This window comes from Piscinibacter gummiphilus (genome assembly GCF_032681285.1).
Lineage (GTDB): Bacteria > Pseudomonadota > Gammaproteobacteria > Burkholderiales > Burkholderiaceae_C > Rhizobacter > Rhizobacter gummiphilus_A.
This window is the reverse complement of record NZ_CP136336.1, coordinates 3,480,349-3,496,063: the sequence shown is the minus strand read 5'-3', so window position 1 is coordinate 3,496,063 and position 15,715 is coordinate 3,480,349. Positions and strand designations below refer to the sequence as shown.

Below are 15,715 nucleotides of genomic sequence, written 5' to 3'. Positions count from 1 at the left end.
TTCAGCCGAAGGGGCGCCACACCGGGATGTTGTGGTGCTCCGCGTTCCTGATCATGTTCGCCGTGCCGCTGCCGCCTGGGAAGGCGATGCAGCCGTGCGCGCCGGCGCGCGCCATCTGGCTGTTGCGCATCGGCCCGGCCGACTTCCCCCACAGCTCCCAGTTCGCAGGGTGCGGCTCCGGCTTCACGCCACGCGCCTCAGCCCACTCGTGCGCCCACCGGTCGGCGCCGATCATCTCGCCGGTCTTCTTGTCGAGGCAGCAGCCGTGCACGAGCAGCGTGATGCGCTTGCGCGCGTGCGCCTTGTCGAGGGCCGCAAAGACACGCTCTCGGTCCTGGTAGTCCCGACCCCCCGTCACGATCACGACGTGCCCGCCAGCGAGCCTGGCGGCCCGTTGCTGGGCTTCTGTGGGGAGGAGGGGCGCGATGGGTGCAGGCGCGTCATCGCGCCGCTGCATGGGCGGGTTGCCCACGATCTACGAGAGCGCGCGGCCGATCGCGAACAGGACGGCTCCGATGGCGCACAGGCCCATGATTGCCCAGGCGCTCGACAGGGCGGCCTTCACCCCGCCGCCTGGCGAGACGGCGATGACGCCGCAGAAGGCAAGAAACGCAAGCACGACCCAGATCATCCGCCCAAGCCTAGCGCGAACGAATTGTTGTGCAAACAACATTTTGGTCGCCTATGCGGTCACGGCCTCGAGGTCGAATTCATCGGCCACCGTCCAGGCACCTGATGGAGATATTTCGATCAGGCGGGAGATGCCGGCCTTGCTGACCAGAACGACGTCCATGCCAACCCTGCGCCCGGGTCGCGGCCTGATGCCGTGATGGAACACCACGATCTTCTGGAAGGTGTCGGCAACCATTTGCCTGGTCGTCATGCGTGCGGTGTAGTCGAGCTGCTCCGCCGCCTTGGCCAGCGATGCCCACTTGAGATCCGCTCCCGCTAGATCGCTGCGGGTTGCCACAGCCAGAGCATCCTCCAGCTGCTTGATGCGCTCACGCAGCAGGTGCTGCTGCTCCTCGAGCTCACGCGCGCGCTTGGTGAAGGCTGCCGGCGCACTCTCGCTGGACAACATCGCGTCGGTCAGGCGCTCCAGCTGCGCGTCGATGTCGCGCATCTTCGCCCGGGCGGCCTCTATCTCGGCGCGCGGCCCAACCGAGCGGTCCCCGCCCGCCAGGCCTCGCAGATTGAGCATGTCGGAGCAGAAGCCGGTGATGGCGCGCTCGATGGGGCCGGCCGAGCATGAGCCCTCAACCGCGCAGCCGCCGCGGTTCGTTGCTGCACACTGCAGCCTACGGTGACCATCGGACAGCGTCCCGTCAGGACGGCGCTTGTTGGCCATAGTTTGGCCCTTCATCGGCGACCCGCAGTAGCCGCAGATGGTCACGCCGAAGCCGGTGAGGATCGACGGGATGTCGCCCTTCACGAACTTCCGCGAGCGCTCCGCCGTGTCGGTTTGGAGCGCCTCCCACTCCTTCTTGGTGAGCACTGGCGGGTAGTAGCCTTCGAGCACGTAGGTCTCGTCGCCCAGTTCGACGTGCTTCTCGCCGATCAGGGCGCGCTGCGTGAACAGCCGGATCAGATGGCCAGAGTCCGGCTTTGAGTCGCTCACCTGCAGTCCCGCGTCGTGCAGCTCCTTGACGATGTGCCCCATGCCGTGGCCAGCCCTGTGGCGATCGAAGACCAGGCGAATCGCCGCAACACGTTCAGGTATCAGCTCCCACTTCCCGTCGACCATGCGCAGCCAGCCAGGCGTCTGGCCGATGCTCACGCGGCCGCGGTATGTGCCGGCCACCCACCCTTTGCACTTGCGCCGGATGGCGTCGGTCACGCGCTTGCTCTTGGTGTCGCTCTCTTCGTGGGCGCGGATCATGACCAGGAGGGAATAGATCAGATCCATCGGGTTCGCCTTCAGGCGCTCCCGGCTGTACACCTTGTTGTCGCTGGCGGTCACGACGGTGATGTCGGCGTTGATGATCGACGTCATCTGCGCCTGGGCAAGCAGCGGCTCCGCGCGAGACAGGCGGTCCAGGCTCTCGACCACCAAGACCGACTTTGGCGCCACCTTGCCGTCTTCGATCGCCCGCAGGAAGACACCCAGGGCGCCCTTCTTGATGTGCGTCTGGTGAAAGGCCGACAGGCCCTCGTCGCGCATGCTGAGCTCTTCGTCCAGCTGCAGGCCATGCTTAGCCGCCCACTCGGCCGCGTAGGAGCGCTGGCGGTCAGCACTGGCGCCGGCGGCCTGCTTGATGTTGCTGAAGCGGAGGTAGCTGTAGACGCGGGGCGGCTGTTCCATGTGGATAGTTTATATCCGCGGAACGAGGCTTACCTCAATCAGGTTCAAAGGGACTCTCTCAGTCGAGTGCCATTGGCATGGCTCTCAACACCCCTAGCGGATGCTGTGCGCGAGGCACAGCAGGAACGGATTATGTCAGTCGTCGAATGAGGGTGACTCCACGCCGAGCAGCTTGTGAAGCTTCGGGCTGGCGGTCGTGTATTGCAGCTGGATGCGTTTGTCGGGGAAGACGTAGGGCGCCGCGCCGAAGGCCGCCAGCGTCGCTTCGTGGAAGCCCGACAGGATGAGCTTCTTCTTGCCGGGGTAGGTGTTGACGTCACCCACGGCAAAGATGCCCGGCACGCTGGTCTCGAACTTCTCGGTGTCGACGACGACCTGCTTGCGTTCCAGGTCCAGCCCCCAGTCGGCGATGGGGCCGAGCTTTGGACTCAGGCCGAAGAAGACCAGGAGCGCATCGAGCGGCACCACGCGAGTGACCGCATCACCCCCGGTGACCTTCACGGCGGTGAGTCGGCCTTCATGTTCTTCGAGGCCGGTGATCTGGCCGACGATGAACTGCATCTGCATCGCGTCGCACAGCGCGCGCATCTTCGCGATGCTCGCGGGCGCCGCCTGGAAGCCGTCGCGCCGGTGCAGCAGGATCACGCTCTCGGCCTTGTCGGGCCCGTCTTGTGCAAAGTGCAAGGCCCAGTCGAGCGCCGAGTCCCCGCCGCCGACGATCACGAGCTGCTTGCCGGCGAAGGCCGCCGGTGTCTTCACGTGGTGGAAGAGCTGGGTGCCTTCGTATTTGTCGAGGCCGTCGACTTTGAGCCTGCGCGGCTGGAACGAGCCCACACCGCCCGCCACGAAGACAGTCTTGGCCAGAAAGCGCGTGCCCTTGCTCGTCTCGACATGGAAGCGGCCGTCGGCTTCTTTGCGCACCACGGTCACCTCCTGCCCGAGATGGAAGGTGGCGCCGAAGGGCTCGATCTGCTTGAGCAGGCTGTCGACGAGCTCGCGGCCGGTGCTGCGCGGCACGGCCGGAATGTCGTAGATCGGCTTGTCGGGGTAGAGCTCGATGCACTGCCCGCCGGGAGCGGCGAGCGAGTCCACCACGTGGGCCTTGATCTCGAGCAGGCCGAGTTCGAACACCTGGAACAGGCCCACCGGGCCGGCGCCGACGATCAGCGCATCGGTGTCGATCATCGGCTGAACTTACTTCTTCAACTCCGACAGCTTGCCGGTCTTGTCTTTCCACTCGTCGGCATCGGGCAGCGGCGCCTTGCGCTTGGTGATGCTCGGCCAACCCTTGGAAAGGTCGGCGTTGATCTTGATCATGTGCTGCTGGTCGGCGGGCACGTCTTCCTCGGGAAGGATCGCGTTGACCGGGCACTCGGGGATGCACACGGCGCAGTCGATGCACTCGTCGGGGTCGATCGAGAGGAAGTTGGGGCCCTCGCGGAAGCAATCGACTGGACAGACATCCACGCAGTCGGTGTATTTGCAGCGGATGCAGGCTTCGGTGACAACGTGCGTCATGGCTCTTGCGGAAAGTTGGAGTGGGTGCGTGGGTCGCCGCCGTGCGGCGAAACGGTGCATTTTAGGGGCTTGAGGGTTTCCCCCGAAGGTGCACCGTTGTCGGAAATCAAGGGACTCAGTGGCATAGCGCCAGCCCCCACCGTCACGATGGTGGGGCGGCCGGCGTGCAGGACGCTGCCGCGCGCCAGTTCGCCGACGGGGTGTTCGGTGTGCAGTGCATCGGGCCAGCCGGCGCGGGAGACGACGCTCACCGGCGTGTCAGCCGGCCAGCCTGCGGCCATCAACTGGCGCGACAGCTCGGCGAGCTGCTTGCCGGCCATGTAGAAGACTTCGGTGTCGGCCGTGCGGCTGGCGTTGAGGTCGCCCGTGCGCGTCATCGCTGTGGCGAAGCTCACGCTGCGGCCGGAGCCGCGGCGGGTGAGGGGGCGTTGGCTGCTGGCGGCGGCGGCCAATGCAGAGGTCACACCCGGCACGACTTCGGTCTCGATGCCGTGCTCGGCGAGGGCCAGCAGCTCTTCCTCCAGGCGCCCGAAGACGCTCGGGTCGCCGCCTTTCAGTCGCACGACGGTCTGCGCTTCGTTGGCATGCTTCACAAGCAGCGCATTGATCGTGGCCTGGCCGGTGCTGTCGGCGAAGCCGCGCTTGCCGACATGCAGCCAGCGAGCTTTGGGCGCGTACTCACGCAGAGCCGGGTCGGTGAGCGCGTCGTACAGCACCACGTCAGCCGTGGCGAGCAGGCGTGCGCCACGCAAGGTGATCAGGTCGGCGGCCCCGGGGCCTGCGCCGATGAAGATCACCTTGCCCATGACTTACGCAGCGCCTTTGACGAGCAGCGCACCGCTCGTGCGGTTGCTGGCCGGGTCGACGATGATGAGCGAGCCGCCGACGCGGTTGGACTCGTAAGACTCGACCGGAAGCGCCTGCTGCGTCTCCACGATCACGTGGCCGATCTCGTTGACCGCGAGCTGGTGTGCTTCGGTCGCTTCGAGCGAGTGGATGTCGAGGCGGCTCTCGATGCTGGCGATGCGTGCCTGCACCCAGCGGTTGCCGTGGCGCACCCAGTACTTGCGGCCGACCTGTGCCGGCTCGGTGTCGAGCCAGGCGAGCGTCGCGCTGAAGCGATTGGTCTCGTGCACGGTTTTCGGGGTGGCGATCCAGTCGCCGCGCGAGACGTCGAGCTGGCGGTCGAGCACCACGCCGGCGGAGCGGCCGGCTTCGACCACGTCGACCACTTCGCTCGCGAGCCGTACTTCGGCCACGATGGCGGTCTGGCCGCTCGGGAAGATCTGCACTTCGTCGCCGGGCTTCACACGGCCGTGGGCCACGCGGCCGTAGAGCGTGCGCGGCTGGTTGCCAGTGCCTTCGCCTTCGCGGCTCACGTATTGCACGGGGATCAGCAGGTCGCCGTCCTTGCGCTCCTGCAGCGCGGGCAGCGACTCCAGCAGTTGCAGCAGCGAGGGGCCGTCGTACCAGTCGGCGTCGAGTGGCTGCGTGACGTTGTCGCCACGCAGGGCCGAGACGGGGATGATGCCGGCCACTGCGATGCCCGCTTGCTTGGCAAACGCGGTCAGCGACTCGCTCACCGCCTTGAAGGCGTGGGCGGGGTCGGCGGCGGCGTCGAGCTTGTTGACGGCAAACACGATGCTGGGCACACGCAGCAGGTGGGCCAGCAGCGCGTGGCGGCGCGTCTGCGGCAGCAGCGGCACCGGCTTGGCCGAGGTGTCGAGCTTGGTGATGTCGACCAGCACCACGGCGGCATCGCTGCCGGCCGCGGCCGTCACCATGTTGCGGGTGTACTGCTCATGGCCCGGCGCGTCGGCAATGATGAACTTGCGCTGCTTGGTGGCGAAGTAGCGGTAGGCGACGTCGATCGTGATGCCTTGCTCGCGCTCGGCTTCCAGGCCGTCGGTCAGGAGCGACAGGTCGATCGGTTGGCCCGCAGCCTTTTTCTCCAGCGTGTCGAGCTGGTCAGCGAGGATGGCGCGGCTGTCGTACAGCAGGCGGCCGATGAGGGTGCTCTTGCCGTCGTCCACGCTGCCTGCGGTCAGGAAGCGCAGGGCGCGGTGGTCTTTGATGGCGGGTGCTGCGGTACTCATGATCAGAAATAGCCTTCTTTCTTGCGGCGCTCCATCGAAGCATCCGACGTGCGGTCGTCCATGCGGGTCGCGCCGCGTTCGCTCACGGTGACCTTGAGCGTCTCGGCCACGATGTCGGTGGCGTTGGCGGCCGGGCTTTCTACCGGGCAGGTGCAGGTCATGTCGCCGACGGTGCGGAAGCGCACCTGAGCGGTTTCGATCTGCTCGTCGCCTTCCGGCGGCGTCACCTCGGTGAGCGGCACCAACAGGCCCTTGCGGCGGATGATCTTGCGGTCGTGCGCGTAGTAGAGCGTCGGCAGCGGGATGTTCTCGCGGGCGATGTACAGCCACACGTCGAGCTCGGTCCAGTTGCTGATCGGGAAGGCGCGCATGTGCTCGCCCGGCTTGATGCGGGTGTTGAAGAGTGTCCACAGTTCGGGGTGCTGCTCCTTCGGCTGCCATTGGCCGAAGCTGTCGCGGTGGCTGAAGATGCGCTCTTTCGCGCGCGCCTTCTCTTCGTCGCGGCGGGCGCCGCCCATCAGCACGTCGAAGCGGTGCTCCTCGATTGCCTCGAGCAGGGCCACGGTCTGGTGGCCGTTGCGCGACTCCAGAGGATGCGAGAGGCGCACGGTGCCGCGCTTGATCGAGTCTTCGAGGTGGCCGACCACCAGGCGCTCGCCCATTTCGGCCACGCGGCGGTCACGGAACTCAATGACCTCGGGGAAGTTGTGGCCGGTGTCCACGTGCAGCAGCGGGAAGGGCAGGCGGCCCTTGAACTCGCCGTCCTTGCCACGGGTCTTGAACGCTTTCTCGGCCAGGCGCAGGACCACGCAGGAATCCTTGCCGCCCGAGAACAGCAGGGCCGGGCGCTCGAAGGCGGCCACGGTTTCGCGCAGGATGAAGATGGCTTCTTCTTCGAGCCAGTCGAGGTGGGTGTGGTCCAGCTCGGGGAGCAGTTGCTCCACGGTCAGCGGGGCGTTCATTTCCTATCTCCAATCATCGAAACAGCAGCTTCTTCTGCGCCATGGACGTGCAGTCCGCACTCCTTGGCCTTCTCGTCTTCCCACCACCAGCGGCCGGCACGGAAGTCTTCGCCCACGGCGATCGCGCGCGTGCACGGTGCGCAGCCGATGCTGGGCATGAACTCGTCGTGCAGCGGGTTGTAGGGCACGTTGTTCGCGGCGATGTAGTGCCAGACGTCGTTCCACGTCCAGTCGGCCAGCGGGCTGAACTTGATGCGGCCCTTGTCGTCGGGCTCACTGAAGGGCACGTCGCCGCGGTTGTTGCTCTGCTCGCGGCGCAGGCCGGTCACCCACGCGGTGCGGGCAGACAGCATGCGCGACAGCGGCTCGAGCTTGCGGATGCCGCAGCAGCCCTTGCGCAGGTCGATGCTTTCGTACATCGCCTTCTCGCCGTGGTTCTTCACGAAATGGATCACGGCATCGGCTTCGGGGCGGTAGACCTCGACCTTGAGGCCGTAGCGCTCTTCGATGCGCGGGATCAGGGCGACCGTCTCGGCGTGCAGCTTGCCGGTTTCCAGCGTGCCGATGGCGATGCCGATCTGGTGCTTGGCGATGAGGTCGGTGAGCACCATGTCTTCTGCACCGAGGCTCGTGGCCTGCACCACCTTGCCGGGGTGCTCGGCGGCGGCCTGCTTCAGCACGGCCACCGCGTTGGCCACGCGGCGGTCGAAGTCCGGCGTGAGCCGGTCGTAGAGGGCGATGGCGCTCATATCGACGAACCTGCCTGGTTGAATTCTTCGGTGGTGTACGCCTCACCCGCCGGGCGTGCGAAGAGCGGGCGGCGCTCGTTCACGTCGCCCTGGTAGTAGCCGGGGAAGAAGCGCAGCGCGCGCTCGGCGGCCTCGATCGACTGGTCGGCGCGCAAGGCCACGGCATCGAAGCCGGTCCGCTGCATCAGCGAGACCATGTCGACCAGCGCCTCGCCGGTGGCGCGGACCTCGCCCTGGTAGCGGTAGCGCGAGCGCAGGATGTGCGCCTGGCTGTAGGCGCGGCCGTCGGTCCACTTGGGGAACTGCAGTGCGACGAGACTCAGGCGCGGCAGGTCGGCTTCGAGTTCTTCGATGTCCGCATCGTTCGGGTAGATCACGCCGACCGGCACGCCTTGCGGCCATTGGGCGCGCACGCCGTGCCACTGGCTCAGCGTGAGCAGGCTGTAAGGCGTGTGGGTGACGGTGACAAGCGGGCCGTCTTCGCCGGTTACGGTGTGCCAGCGGTCATTGGTGGAGGTGATGAACTTCATGGCGATCACTCTTTAGGCCTGCTGCGCCGTGGCGCGGCGCTGTGCGTTGGCAGCGGTCTTGAACGGGTCGAGCCCGATGCGCTTGACGGTGTCGATGAAGCGCTCGGCCGCGCTGCTGCGCTGCTCGCGGTAGGTGTCGAGCACGGCTTCGATCACGTCGGCCACTTCTTCGGCGGCGAACGAGGGCCCGATCACCTTGCCGGGTGTGGAGGCATGGCCGCCGATGGCCGAGCCATCGAGGCCGCCGAGCGACACCTGGTACCACTCCTTGCCGTCTTTATCCACGCCGAGGATGCCGATGTGGCCGCTGTGGTGGTGGCCGCAGGAGTTGATGCAGCCGCTGATGTGCAGGTCGATGTCGCCGATGTCGTAGAGCTCGTCGATGTCGTCGAAGCGCTCGGTGATGTCGGCTGCGATGGGGATGGAGCGGGCGTTGGCCAGGGCGCAGAAGTCGCCGCCGGGGCAGGCGATCATGTCGGTGAGCAGGCCGATGTTGGGCGTGGCGAAGCTTGCGGCCTTGGCCTCTTGCCACAGCGTGAAGAGATCGCTCTCCTTGACCCAGGGCAGCACCAGGTTCTGGTCGTGCGAGACGCGCAGCTCACCGCTGCTGAACTTGTCGGCGAGGTCGGCGGCCAGTTCCATCTGCGTGTCGGTGGCGTCGCCAGGGGCTTGGCCCGTGCGCTTGAGCGAGAGGGTCACGGCGCGATAGCCGGGCACCTGGTGGGCGTGCACGTTGCGTTCGGTCCAGCGCTTGAAGGCGTCGGGGGCGTCGGCGGGCACGTGCAGCTTAGAGTTCGCAATCGGCGCCACACCGGCCGGGCGCACGAAGCAGGCGTTGACGCGGTCGAACTCGGCTTGCGTGAGGATGTGAGAGGCACCATCGAGATCGCGCTCGAGGATGTCCTGGTACTCCTTGGCAACCGCGTCGATGAACTTCTGGCCTTCGGCCTTCACCAGGATCTTGATGCGCGCCTTGTACATGTTGTCGCGGCGGCCATAGCGGTTGTAGACGCGCACGATCGCCTCGATGAACACGAGGATGTTCTGCCAAGGCGTGAACTCGCTGATGACGGTGCCGATGATTGGCGTGCGGCCCATGCCGCCACCCACGAGCACCTTGAAGCCGACCTCGCCCTTGTCGTTCTTCAGGAGCTGCAGACCGATGTCGTGCCAGGCGATGGCGGCGCGGTCTTCCTTGGCGCCGCTCACCGCGATCTTGAACTTGCGCGGCAGGTGGGCGAACTCGGGGTGCAGCGTGCTCCACTGGCGCAGGATTTCGCAGTAGGGGCGCGGGTCGACGATCTCGTCGGCCGCGACACCGGCGAAGCAGTCGCTCGTGATGTTGCGAATGCAGTTGCCGCTGGTCTGGATGCCGTGCATCGAGACCGAGGCCAGCAGGTCCATCACGTCCGCGGCCTTGGGCAACGGAATCCAGTTGTACTGGCAGTTCTGACGCGTGGTGAAGTGCGCGTAGCCCCGGTCGAATTCGCGGGCGATGCGCGCGAGCATGCGCAGCTGCGTGCTGCTCAGCTCGCCGTAAGGCACGGCGATGCGGGCCATGGGCGCATGGCGCTGGATGTACCAGCCGTTTTGCAGGCGCAGCGCGCGGAAGTCGTCGTCGGCGAGCTTGCCGGCGAGGTTGCGCTCGAGCTGGTCGCGGAACTGGGCAGCGCGTTGCTTGACGAACTGGGTGTCGAAGGAGGTGTACTGGTACATCGTGGTGGTTCGAAGATCAGCGGATGACTTTGAGGCCGGCGGTCACGAGTGACACGCACAGCAGGGTCCGCACAAGGCGGTCGGGCATTTTCCGGGTGAGCTGAGCGCCAAGCCAGATGCCGGGGATGGACCCCACCAGCAGCGCGGCCAGCAGGCCCCACTCCACATGGCCCAGCGCGGCGTGGCCGACGCCGGCCACGAGCGTCAGCGGCACCGCGTGGGCGATGTCGGTGCCGACGAGGCGGCGGGCTTCGAGGCGCGGGTAGAGCAGCAGGATGAGCGTGGCGCCGATGGCACCGGCGCCGATCGAACTGAGCGTGACCAGCACCCCGAGGATGAGACCGGCCAGCACCGTGAGACCGGGCTTGCGCGACTCCGGAAGCCAGCGCTCCAGCTTCAGGCCGAGCGCGTGCCACGCTGACTTGTAGGCCACGGTGACCGCCGTGAGCAGCAGGGCGATGCCGAGCGAGAACGTCAGAGCGCTGGCCCAACCCTTGGTGATGCCGGTGAAGTGCATCAGCGACAGGGTGAGGATCGACGCCGGAATGCTGCCCGCCAGCAAGCGCCACAGGATCTTGTAGTCGACATGCCCGTGGCGGTGGTGGGCGATCGAGCCCGAGGTCTTGGTGATCGCGGCGAACCACAGGTCGGTGCCGATGGCCACGGCCGGGTTCAGCTTGAAGACGGTCATGAGCAGCGGCGTCATCAGCGAACCTCCGCCGACGCCGGTCAGGCCCACGATGGCGCCGACGCCAAAGCCGCTGAGGATTGCCAGAAAGTCCATGTGCTGCCCGGAAAGAGGGAGGCTGGACTGTACAAAGCGTCTATATATATAGAAAGAACAGTTTAGTAAGTTGTTTATGCGCGCGGCGGCATGAAGGCGCGCGCCGCAGAGCGCCGCTTCTAGAATCGCGCCCCATGCGTTTTCTCAGCGAATGTCTCGATCGCGGCCGATGGCTGGCCGTGTGGCTGGCGATGGTGGCCTTGAGCGCTTGCCAGACGGCCCCGACCGTCCCGCCCGTGGTGGTTCCGCCGGACCAGCCGGCGTCCGCCCCCGTGGTGTCGCCACCGCGGCCCTTGCGCGTCGGCTTGGCGCTCGGGGGCGGGGCGGCCCGCGGCTTTGCACACATCGGCGTGATCCAGGTGCTGGAGGAAAACGGCGTCAAGGTCGACTACGTCACCGGCACCTCGGCGGGCAGTCTGGTGGCGGCGCTGTACGCCTCGGGCCGCAATGGCGCAGCGCTGGGCGCGATGGCCGACCAGATGGACGAATCGGCGTTTGCCGACTGGGCGTTCCCGGGCCGAGGGCTGATCCGCGGCGAGGCACTGGCCCGCTACGTGCGCGAGAACACCGGCGGCCGGACGATCGAGCAGATGGTGGTGCCGTTGGGCATCGTGGCCACCGACCTGGACAGCGGGCAGGCCATCCTGTTCCAGCGAGGCGATGCCGGCACTGCGGTGCGGGCGTCGAGTTCGGTGCCGGCGGTGTTCACGCCGGTGAAGATCGGCACGCGCGAGTATGTGGATGGCGGGCTGGTGTCGCCGGTGCCGGTGCGCTTTGCTCGGCAGATGGGTGCCGAACTCGTGATTGCGGTCGACATCTCGGCCATTCCCGACGGTGCACCGACCGGCGACCCGATGCGCATGCTGCTGCAGACCTTCGCCATCATGGGCAAGAGCATCAACGCCTATGAGTTGCGCGATGCGGACCTGGTGTTGCGGCCCAAGCTGGCAGGCGTCTCCAGCGCCGACTTCTCGAACCGGAAGCGTTCAATCCAGGCCGGGCGCGACGCCATGACGGCTGCACTGCCCGAGTTGAAAGCCAAGCTCTTCACCAAGCCACGCTGATTTGCGCCAGCACGCGGGCGCGCAGGGCCGCTTTCGTTCGGGCAAATAAAAAGCCCGGTGTTGCCACCGGGCTGAAAGGTACCTTGAATGGAGAATTCGCGGGTACCGAGGAGACAACCTTTCAGGGAGACCACGAGCATGGCCCGTGGTGCTCATCAGATGGCGGGTGCGCCTGGAAGTTCAATCCCCGTTCGCAAATTTGTGTTTCGCAGCCGAGGGGCTCAGGCGGCGCGCTTGGTCTTGGTCGCGGCCTGGGTCGCCTTGACGGCGGTCGAGGTCATGGCCTGGAAGTTGGCTTCGGCCACGTCGGCAGCCTGCTTGGCAGCCTTGTGCACCGACTCGTAGGCGTTATTGGCAGCGGCCACGGCCGACTTCACCAGCGCCACGGCGTTCTCGGTGCCGGCGGGAGCGTTCTTCAGGTTGGTGTCGACCAGCGACATGAACTTCTTCTGCGCTTCGGTGGCCTGGGCTTCGGCGACCTTGCTGATGTCGGCGCTGGTGGCCGACGCGATGTCGTACACGTAGCGGCCATAGGCGGCGGCCTTTTCGGCGGCCGGTTGCAGCAGGCCGGCTTGCAGGGCCAGCAGCTCTTGTGCGTCCTTCACCGACAGCACAGCCTTGGTGTTCTCGGTGGCTTCGCCCAGTGCGGTCTTGGCAACTTGCAGGTTCAACTCCACCAGCTTCTCGATGCCTTCGAAGGCTTTGCCAGTCAGGCCGAAGAGGGTTTCGACGTTGGCCTTGTGAGCGGCGATGAGTTGTTCAGCGGTCAGCATGTTCATGATCTCCAATGGTTAGATTGAGGGGTCTGACACAGCAATGTTGCGCTGCACCATGACCAGAAGTATACGAACGCCAGCCGAGTTTTCAAGCGTTATTTGTTGCAATGCAACAAATTAGAGCGCCACTTCTAAGTCATTGAGCATGAAGGCTTTTTTTGCCGACCACGTGGGGCTCCAGTTGCCGCCGGGGCATCGCTTCCCCTTTCAGAAATACGGGCTTCTGCGGGACCGGGTGGCGGCCGAGTTCCCGTCCTTGGATTTGCACCCAGCCCAGCCCGCGACCGAAGGCGAACTGGCGCTGGCCCACGAGCCGAACTACATCTCGACGGTGTTGCAGGGCCACCTGAGCACGCAAGCGCAGCGCGAGATCGGCTTCCCCTGGTCGCCGCGCATGGTGGAGCGGGCGTGCCGATCCGTGGGTGCGACCATCATGGCGGCGCGTGCCGCCCTGCGCGAGGGCATCGCGGCCAATCTGGCCGGGGGCACCCACCATGCGAGTGCCGACAGCGGCGGCGGCTACTGTGTGTTCAACGACGTCGCTGTGGCTGCGCGCCTGATGCAGGCGGAATGGCACCGCGCGCATCGGCGCCTGTTGCGCGTGGCCGTGATCGACCTCGACGTGCACCAGGGCAACGGCACCGCGTCGATCTTTCGAGACGACCCGACGGTGTTCACGCTGTCGATGCACGGCGCGAAGAACTTCCCCTTCCGCAAGCAGCCCGGCGACCTCGACGTCGACCTGCCTGACGGTTGCGGCGATGCCGAGTACCTGCAGGCACTCGATGCGGCGCTCGACGTACTCTGGTCGCGCCACGGCGATCACCCGCCCGGCCTCGTCTTCTACCTCGCTGGTGCCGACCCGCACGAGGGCGACCGCCTCGGCCGCCTGAAGCTCAGCACCGAAGGCCTGGCCGAGCGCGACCGGCGTGTGTTCGACGCCCTGCTGAAGCGGCGCATCCCCGTCGCGCTCTCGATGGCCGGGGGCTACGGGCGCGACCTTGCCGACACCGTGCAAGTGCAGGTCAACACCCTGCGCCTGGCCGAAGGGCATTGGCAGCGATGGAACAATCAGCACCCATGAGCACCCCCCGCCCACAGCCCGACGGCCGCGAGGCCTACCGCCACTTTGCGCCAATCGCCACCCGCTGGGAAGACAACGACGCCTACGGCCACCTCAACAACGTCGTCTACTACAGCCTCTTCGACACCGCGGTGAACCGCTACCTCATCGAGGCGGGCGCGCTCGATATTCGCAAGGGACGCACCATCGGCCTCGTGGTCGAGACGCACTGCAACTACTTTGCGTCGGTCGAGTTCCCGCAGATGGTGGAGGCCGGCATTCGCGTCGCGCACATGGGTGCCTCCAGCGTGCGCTACGAGATCGGCATCTTCGCGGCGGGTGAAGCGTTGTGCGCCGCGCGCGGCCATTTCGTGCACGTCTACGTCGACCGCGACACGCGCCGCCCCGTGCCGCTGCCCGAAGCGCTTCAGCGCGCGTTGCAGGAGCTCAAGGTTTGAAGCCCACGCCCGAACAGACCGCCGCGGTCGATGCCGCGATCACCTCGCGGCGTTCGCTGCGGGCCTTCCTGCCCACGCCGGTGCCGCGCGAGACGCTGGTCGACATCCTGCAGGTCGCCGCACGCGCGCCGTCAGGCACCAACACGCAGCCGTGGAAGGTCTACGTGCTCACCGGCGAATCGCGGCGCTCGCTGTCGCAGCAGGTGCGCGCTGCGTACGACGACCCCGCCGTTTCGGCCCAGCACCACGAGGACTACGCCTACTACCCGCGCCAATGGCAGTCGCCCTACATCGACCGCCGCCGCAAGGTCGGCTGGGACCTGTACTCCCTGCTGGGCATCGCCAAGGGCGACAAGGAACGCATGCACGCCCAGCACGGCCGCAATTACGCCTTCTTCGACGCGCCGGTCGGCCTCATGTTCACCATCGACCGCGTGATGGAGCAGGGCAGCTGGCTCGACTACGGCATGTTCCTGCAAAACATCATGGTCGCCGCGCGCGCCCGCGGGCTCGACACCTGCCCGCAGGCTGCGTGGACGCAGTTCCACCGCATCATCCTGCCGGCCATTGGCGCATCGCCAGACGAGAAGCTCGTCTGCGGCATGTCGCTCGGTTACGCCGACACCGACGCGATCGAGAACACCCTCCAGACCGAGCGCGAATCGGTCACAAACTTTGCGAGGTTCCTGGAATGAGCCGTCCTGCCGTCTTGGTCGCGCGAGCGATTCAGCCCGAAGTCGTGGCGCGCCTGCGCGAGCACTTCGAGGTCGAAGTCAACAGTGACGACAACATCTATTCCCGCGACGAGTTGATCGCCCGCCTGCAAGGCAAACAGGGGGTGATGACCACCGGCAGCGAGCGCATCGACGACGGCGTGCTGGCCGCAGCCCCCGGCTTGCGCGCGGTGTGCAACATCGCGGTGGGCTACAACAACCTCGACGTGCCGGCCGCCACCGCACGCGGCGTGCTCTGCACCAACACGCCCGACGTGCTGACCGAAACCACTGCCGACTTCGGCTTCGCGCTGATGATGGCGGCGGCGCGGCGTGTCACCGAATCCGAGCACTACCTGCGCCGCGGCGAATGGAAGAAGTGGGCGATCGACATGTTCGCCGGCAGCGACATCCACGGCGCCACGCTCGGCATCCTCGGCATGGGCCGCATCGGCCAGGCCATTGCCCGGCGCGGGGCACATGGCTTCGGCATGAAGGTGATCTATTGCAACCGCTCGCGGCTCGCCGCGGAGATCGAGGCCGACTGCAAGGCGAGCTACGTCTCGAAAGACGAGCTGCTGCGCCAGGCCGACCACCTGGTGATCGTGGTGCCTTACTCAGCTTCGTCGCACCATGCCATCGGCGCGGCGGAACTTGCGCTGATGAAGCCCACTGCGACGCTGACCAACATCGCCCGCGGCGGCGTGGTCGACGATGCGGCGCTGGCCCAGGCGCTGGCGGCCCAGAAGATCGCTGCGGCCGGTCTCGACGTGTTCGAAGGCGAACCCGCCGTCCACCCGGCGCTGCTGCAGGTGCCCAACGTCGTGCTCACGCCGCACATCGCGAGCGCCACGCGCGCCACGCGGCTTGCGATGGCCAACCTCGCGGCCGACAACCTGATCGCGGCCCTCGGCTTCGGCCCGCAGGCCGGTCGCCCGCCAACGCCGCTCAACCCCGAAGTGCTGAAACCTGCCTGAGACAATC

18 protein-coding genes are annotated in these 15,715 nt (G+C 66.6%); 5 read left to right on the top strand and 13 right to left on the bottom strand.

Features of this window, described 5'->3' with window-relative positions:
- Position 1 precedes the first annotated feature (1 nt).
- The 12 genes from RXV79_RS16140 to RXV79_RS16085 form a co-directional block, all read right to left on the bottom strand.
- Positions 2–457 carry a DUF2493 domain-containing protein gene (locus RXV79_RS16140; protein ID WP_316698897.1) on the bottom strand — a complete coding sequence of 152 codons (456 nt, stop codon included), beginning with the start codon at positions 455–457 and terminating at the stop codon, positions 2–4.
- 18 nt (positions 458–475) lie between these two features.
- Positions 476–631, bottom strand: a complete 156-nt coding sequence (locus RXV79_RS16135; RefSeq protein WP_316698896.1) for a hypothetical protein — start codon at positions 629–631, stop codon at positions 476–478.
- A gap of 51 nt (positions 632–682) precedes the next feature.
- Positions 683–2,302 (bottom strand): recombinase family protein, encoded by a 1,620-nt coding sequence (locus tag RXV79_RS16130; RefSeq protein WP_316698895.1) that lies wholly within the window; start codon positions 2,300–2,302, stop codon positions 683–685.
- A gap of 135 nt (positions 2,303–2,437) precedes the next feature.
- Positions 2,438–3,487: an NAD(P)/FAD-dependent oxidoreductase gene (locus RXV79_RS16125; protein ID WP_316698893.1), complete on the bottom strand. Its 1,050-nt coding sequence runs from the start codon at positions 3,485–3,487 to the stop codon at positions 2,438–2,440.
- 9 nt (positions 3,488–3,496) lie between these two features.
- A complete protein-coding gene (gene fdxA, locus RXV79_RS16120; protein WP_316698892.1) occupies positions 3,497–3,820 on the bottom strand; it encodes a ferredoxin FdxA in 324 nt (107 codons plus the stop codon).
- Positions 3,817–4,626, bottom strand: coding sequence for a uroporphyrinogen-III C-methyltransferase (gene cobA, locus RXV79_RS16115; protein WP_316698891.1), 810 nt, complete (start codon positions 4,624–4,626; stop codon positions 3,817–3,819). Before cobA ends, fdxA begins: the two co-directional genes overlap by 4 nt.
- Before the next feature lie 3 nt (positions 4,627–4,629).
- Positions 4,630–5,916 (bottom strand): sulfate adenylyltransferase subunit 1, encoded by a 1,287-nt coding sequence (locus RXV79_RS16110; RefSeq protein ID WP_316698890.1) that lies wholly within the window; start codon positions 5,914–5,916, stop codon positions 4,630–4,632.
- A 2-nt stretch (positions 5,917–5,918) separates the two neighbouring features.
- Complete coding sequence (gene cysD, locus RXV79_RS16105) at positions 5,919–6,878, bottom strand: sulfate adenylyltransferase subunit CysD (RefSeq protein ID WP_316698889.1); 960 nt, start codon at positions 6,876–6,878, stop codon at positions 5,919–5,921.
- Positions 6,875–7,627 carry a phosphoadenylyl-sulfate reductase gene (locus tag RXV79_RS16100; protein ID WP_316698888.1) on the bottom strand — a complete coding sequence of 251 codons (753 nt, stop codon included), beginning with the start codon at positions 7,625–7,627 and terminating at the stop codon, positions 6,875–6,877. Before RXV79_RS16100 ends, cysD begins: the two co-directional genes overlap by 4 nt.
- Positions 7,624–8,157, bottom strand: a complete 534-nt coding sequence (locus RXV79_RS16095; RefSeq protein ID WP_316698887.1) for a DUF934 domain-containing protein — start codon at positions 8,155–8,157, stop codon at positions 7,624–7,626. Before RXV79_RS16095 ends, RXV79_RS16100 begins: the two co-directional genes overlap by 4 nt.
- Before the next feature lie 12 nt (positions 8,158–8,169).
- Positions 8,170–9,873 (bottom strand): nitrite/sulfite reductase, encoded by a 1,704-nt coding sequence (locus tag RXV79_RS16090; RefSeq protein WP_316698886.1) that lies wholly within the window; start codon positions 9,871–9,873, stop codon positions 8,170–8,172.
- A gap of 16 nt (positions 9,874–9,889) precedes the next feature.
- Complete coding sequence (locus tag RXV79_RS16085; protein ID WP_316698885.1) at positions 9,890–10,657, bottom strand: sulfite exporter TauE/SafE family protein; 768 nt, start codon at positions 10,655–10,657, stop codon at positions 9,890–9,892.
- Between the two features lie 134 nt (positions 10,658–10,791).
- Between RXV79_RS16085 and RXV79_RS16080 the strand changes: the two genes are divergently transcribed.
- The gene (locus RXV79_RS16080) at positions 10,792–11,721 is read left to right on the top strand and encodes a patatin-like phospholipase family protein (RefSeq protein ID WP_316698884.1); all 930 of its coding nucleotides are present in this window, start codon (positions 10,792–10,794) and stop codon (positions 11,719–11,721) included.
- Between the two features lie 221 nt (positions 11,722–11,942).
- On the opposite strand, the gene phaP is transcribed toward RXV79_RS16080, so the two are convergent.
- The gene (phaP, locus tag RXV79_RS16075) at positions 11,943–12,494 is read right to left on the bottom strand and encodes a TIGR01841 family phasin (protein WP_296729697.1); all 552 of its coding nucleotides are present in this window, start codon (positions 12,492–12,494) and stop codon (positions 11,943–11,945) included.
- Positions 12,495–12,642: 148 nt separating this feature from the next.
- On the opposite strand from phaP, the gene RXV79_RS16070 reads away from it, so the two are divergent.
- The 4 genes from RXV79_RS16070 to RXV79_RS16055 are packed head-to-tail and all read left to right on the top strand — an operon-like array spanning position 12,643 to position 15,708.
- Positions 12,643–13,581, top strand: coding sequence for a histone deacetylase family protein (locus tag RXV79_RS16070; RefSeq protein WP_316698883.1), 939 nt, complete (start codon positions 12,643–12,645; stop codon positions 13,579–13,581).
- Positions 13,578–14,018 carry an acyl-CoA thioesterase gene (locus RXV79_RS16065; protein WP_316698882.1) on the top strand — a complete coding sequence of 147 codons (441 nt, stop codon included), beginning with the start codon at positions 13,578–13,580 and terminating at the stop codon, positions 14,016–14,018. Before RXV79_RS16070 ends, RXV79_RS16065 begins: the two co-directional genes overlap by 4 nt.
- Positions 14,015–14,713: a nitroreductase gene (locus tag RXV79_RS16060; protein WP_316698880.1), complete on the top strand. Its 699-nt coding sequence runs from the start codon at positions 14,015–14,017 to the stop codon at positions 14,711–14,713. The genes RXV79_RS16065 and RXV79_RS16060 overlap by 4 nt, the downstream gene beginning before the upstream one ends.
- Positions 14,710–15,708: a 2-hydroxyacid dehydrogenase gene (locus RXV79_RS16055; protein ID WP_316698878.1), complete on the top strand. Its 999-nt coding sequence runs from the start codon at positions 14,710–14,712 to the stop codon at positions 15,706–15,708. Before RXV79_RS16060 ends, RXV79_RS16055 begins: the two co-directional genes overlap by 4 nt.
- The last annotated feature ends 7 nt before the right edge of the window (positions 15,709–15,715 follow it).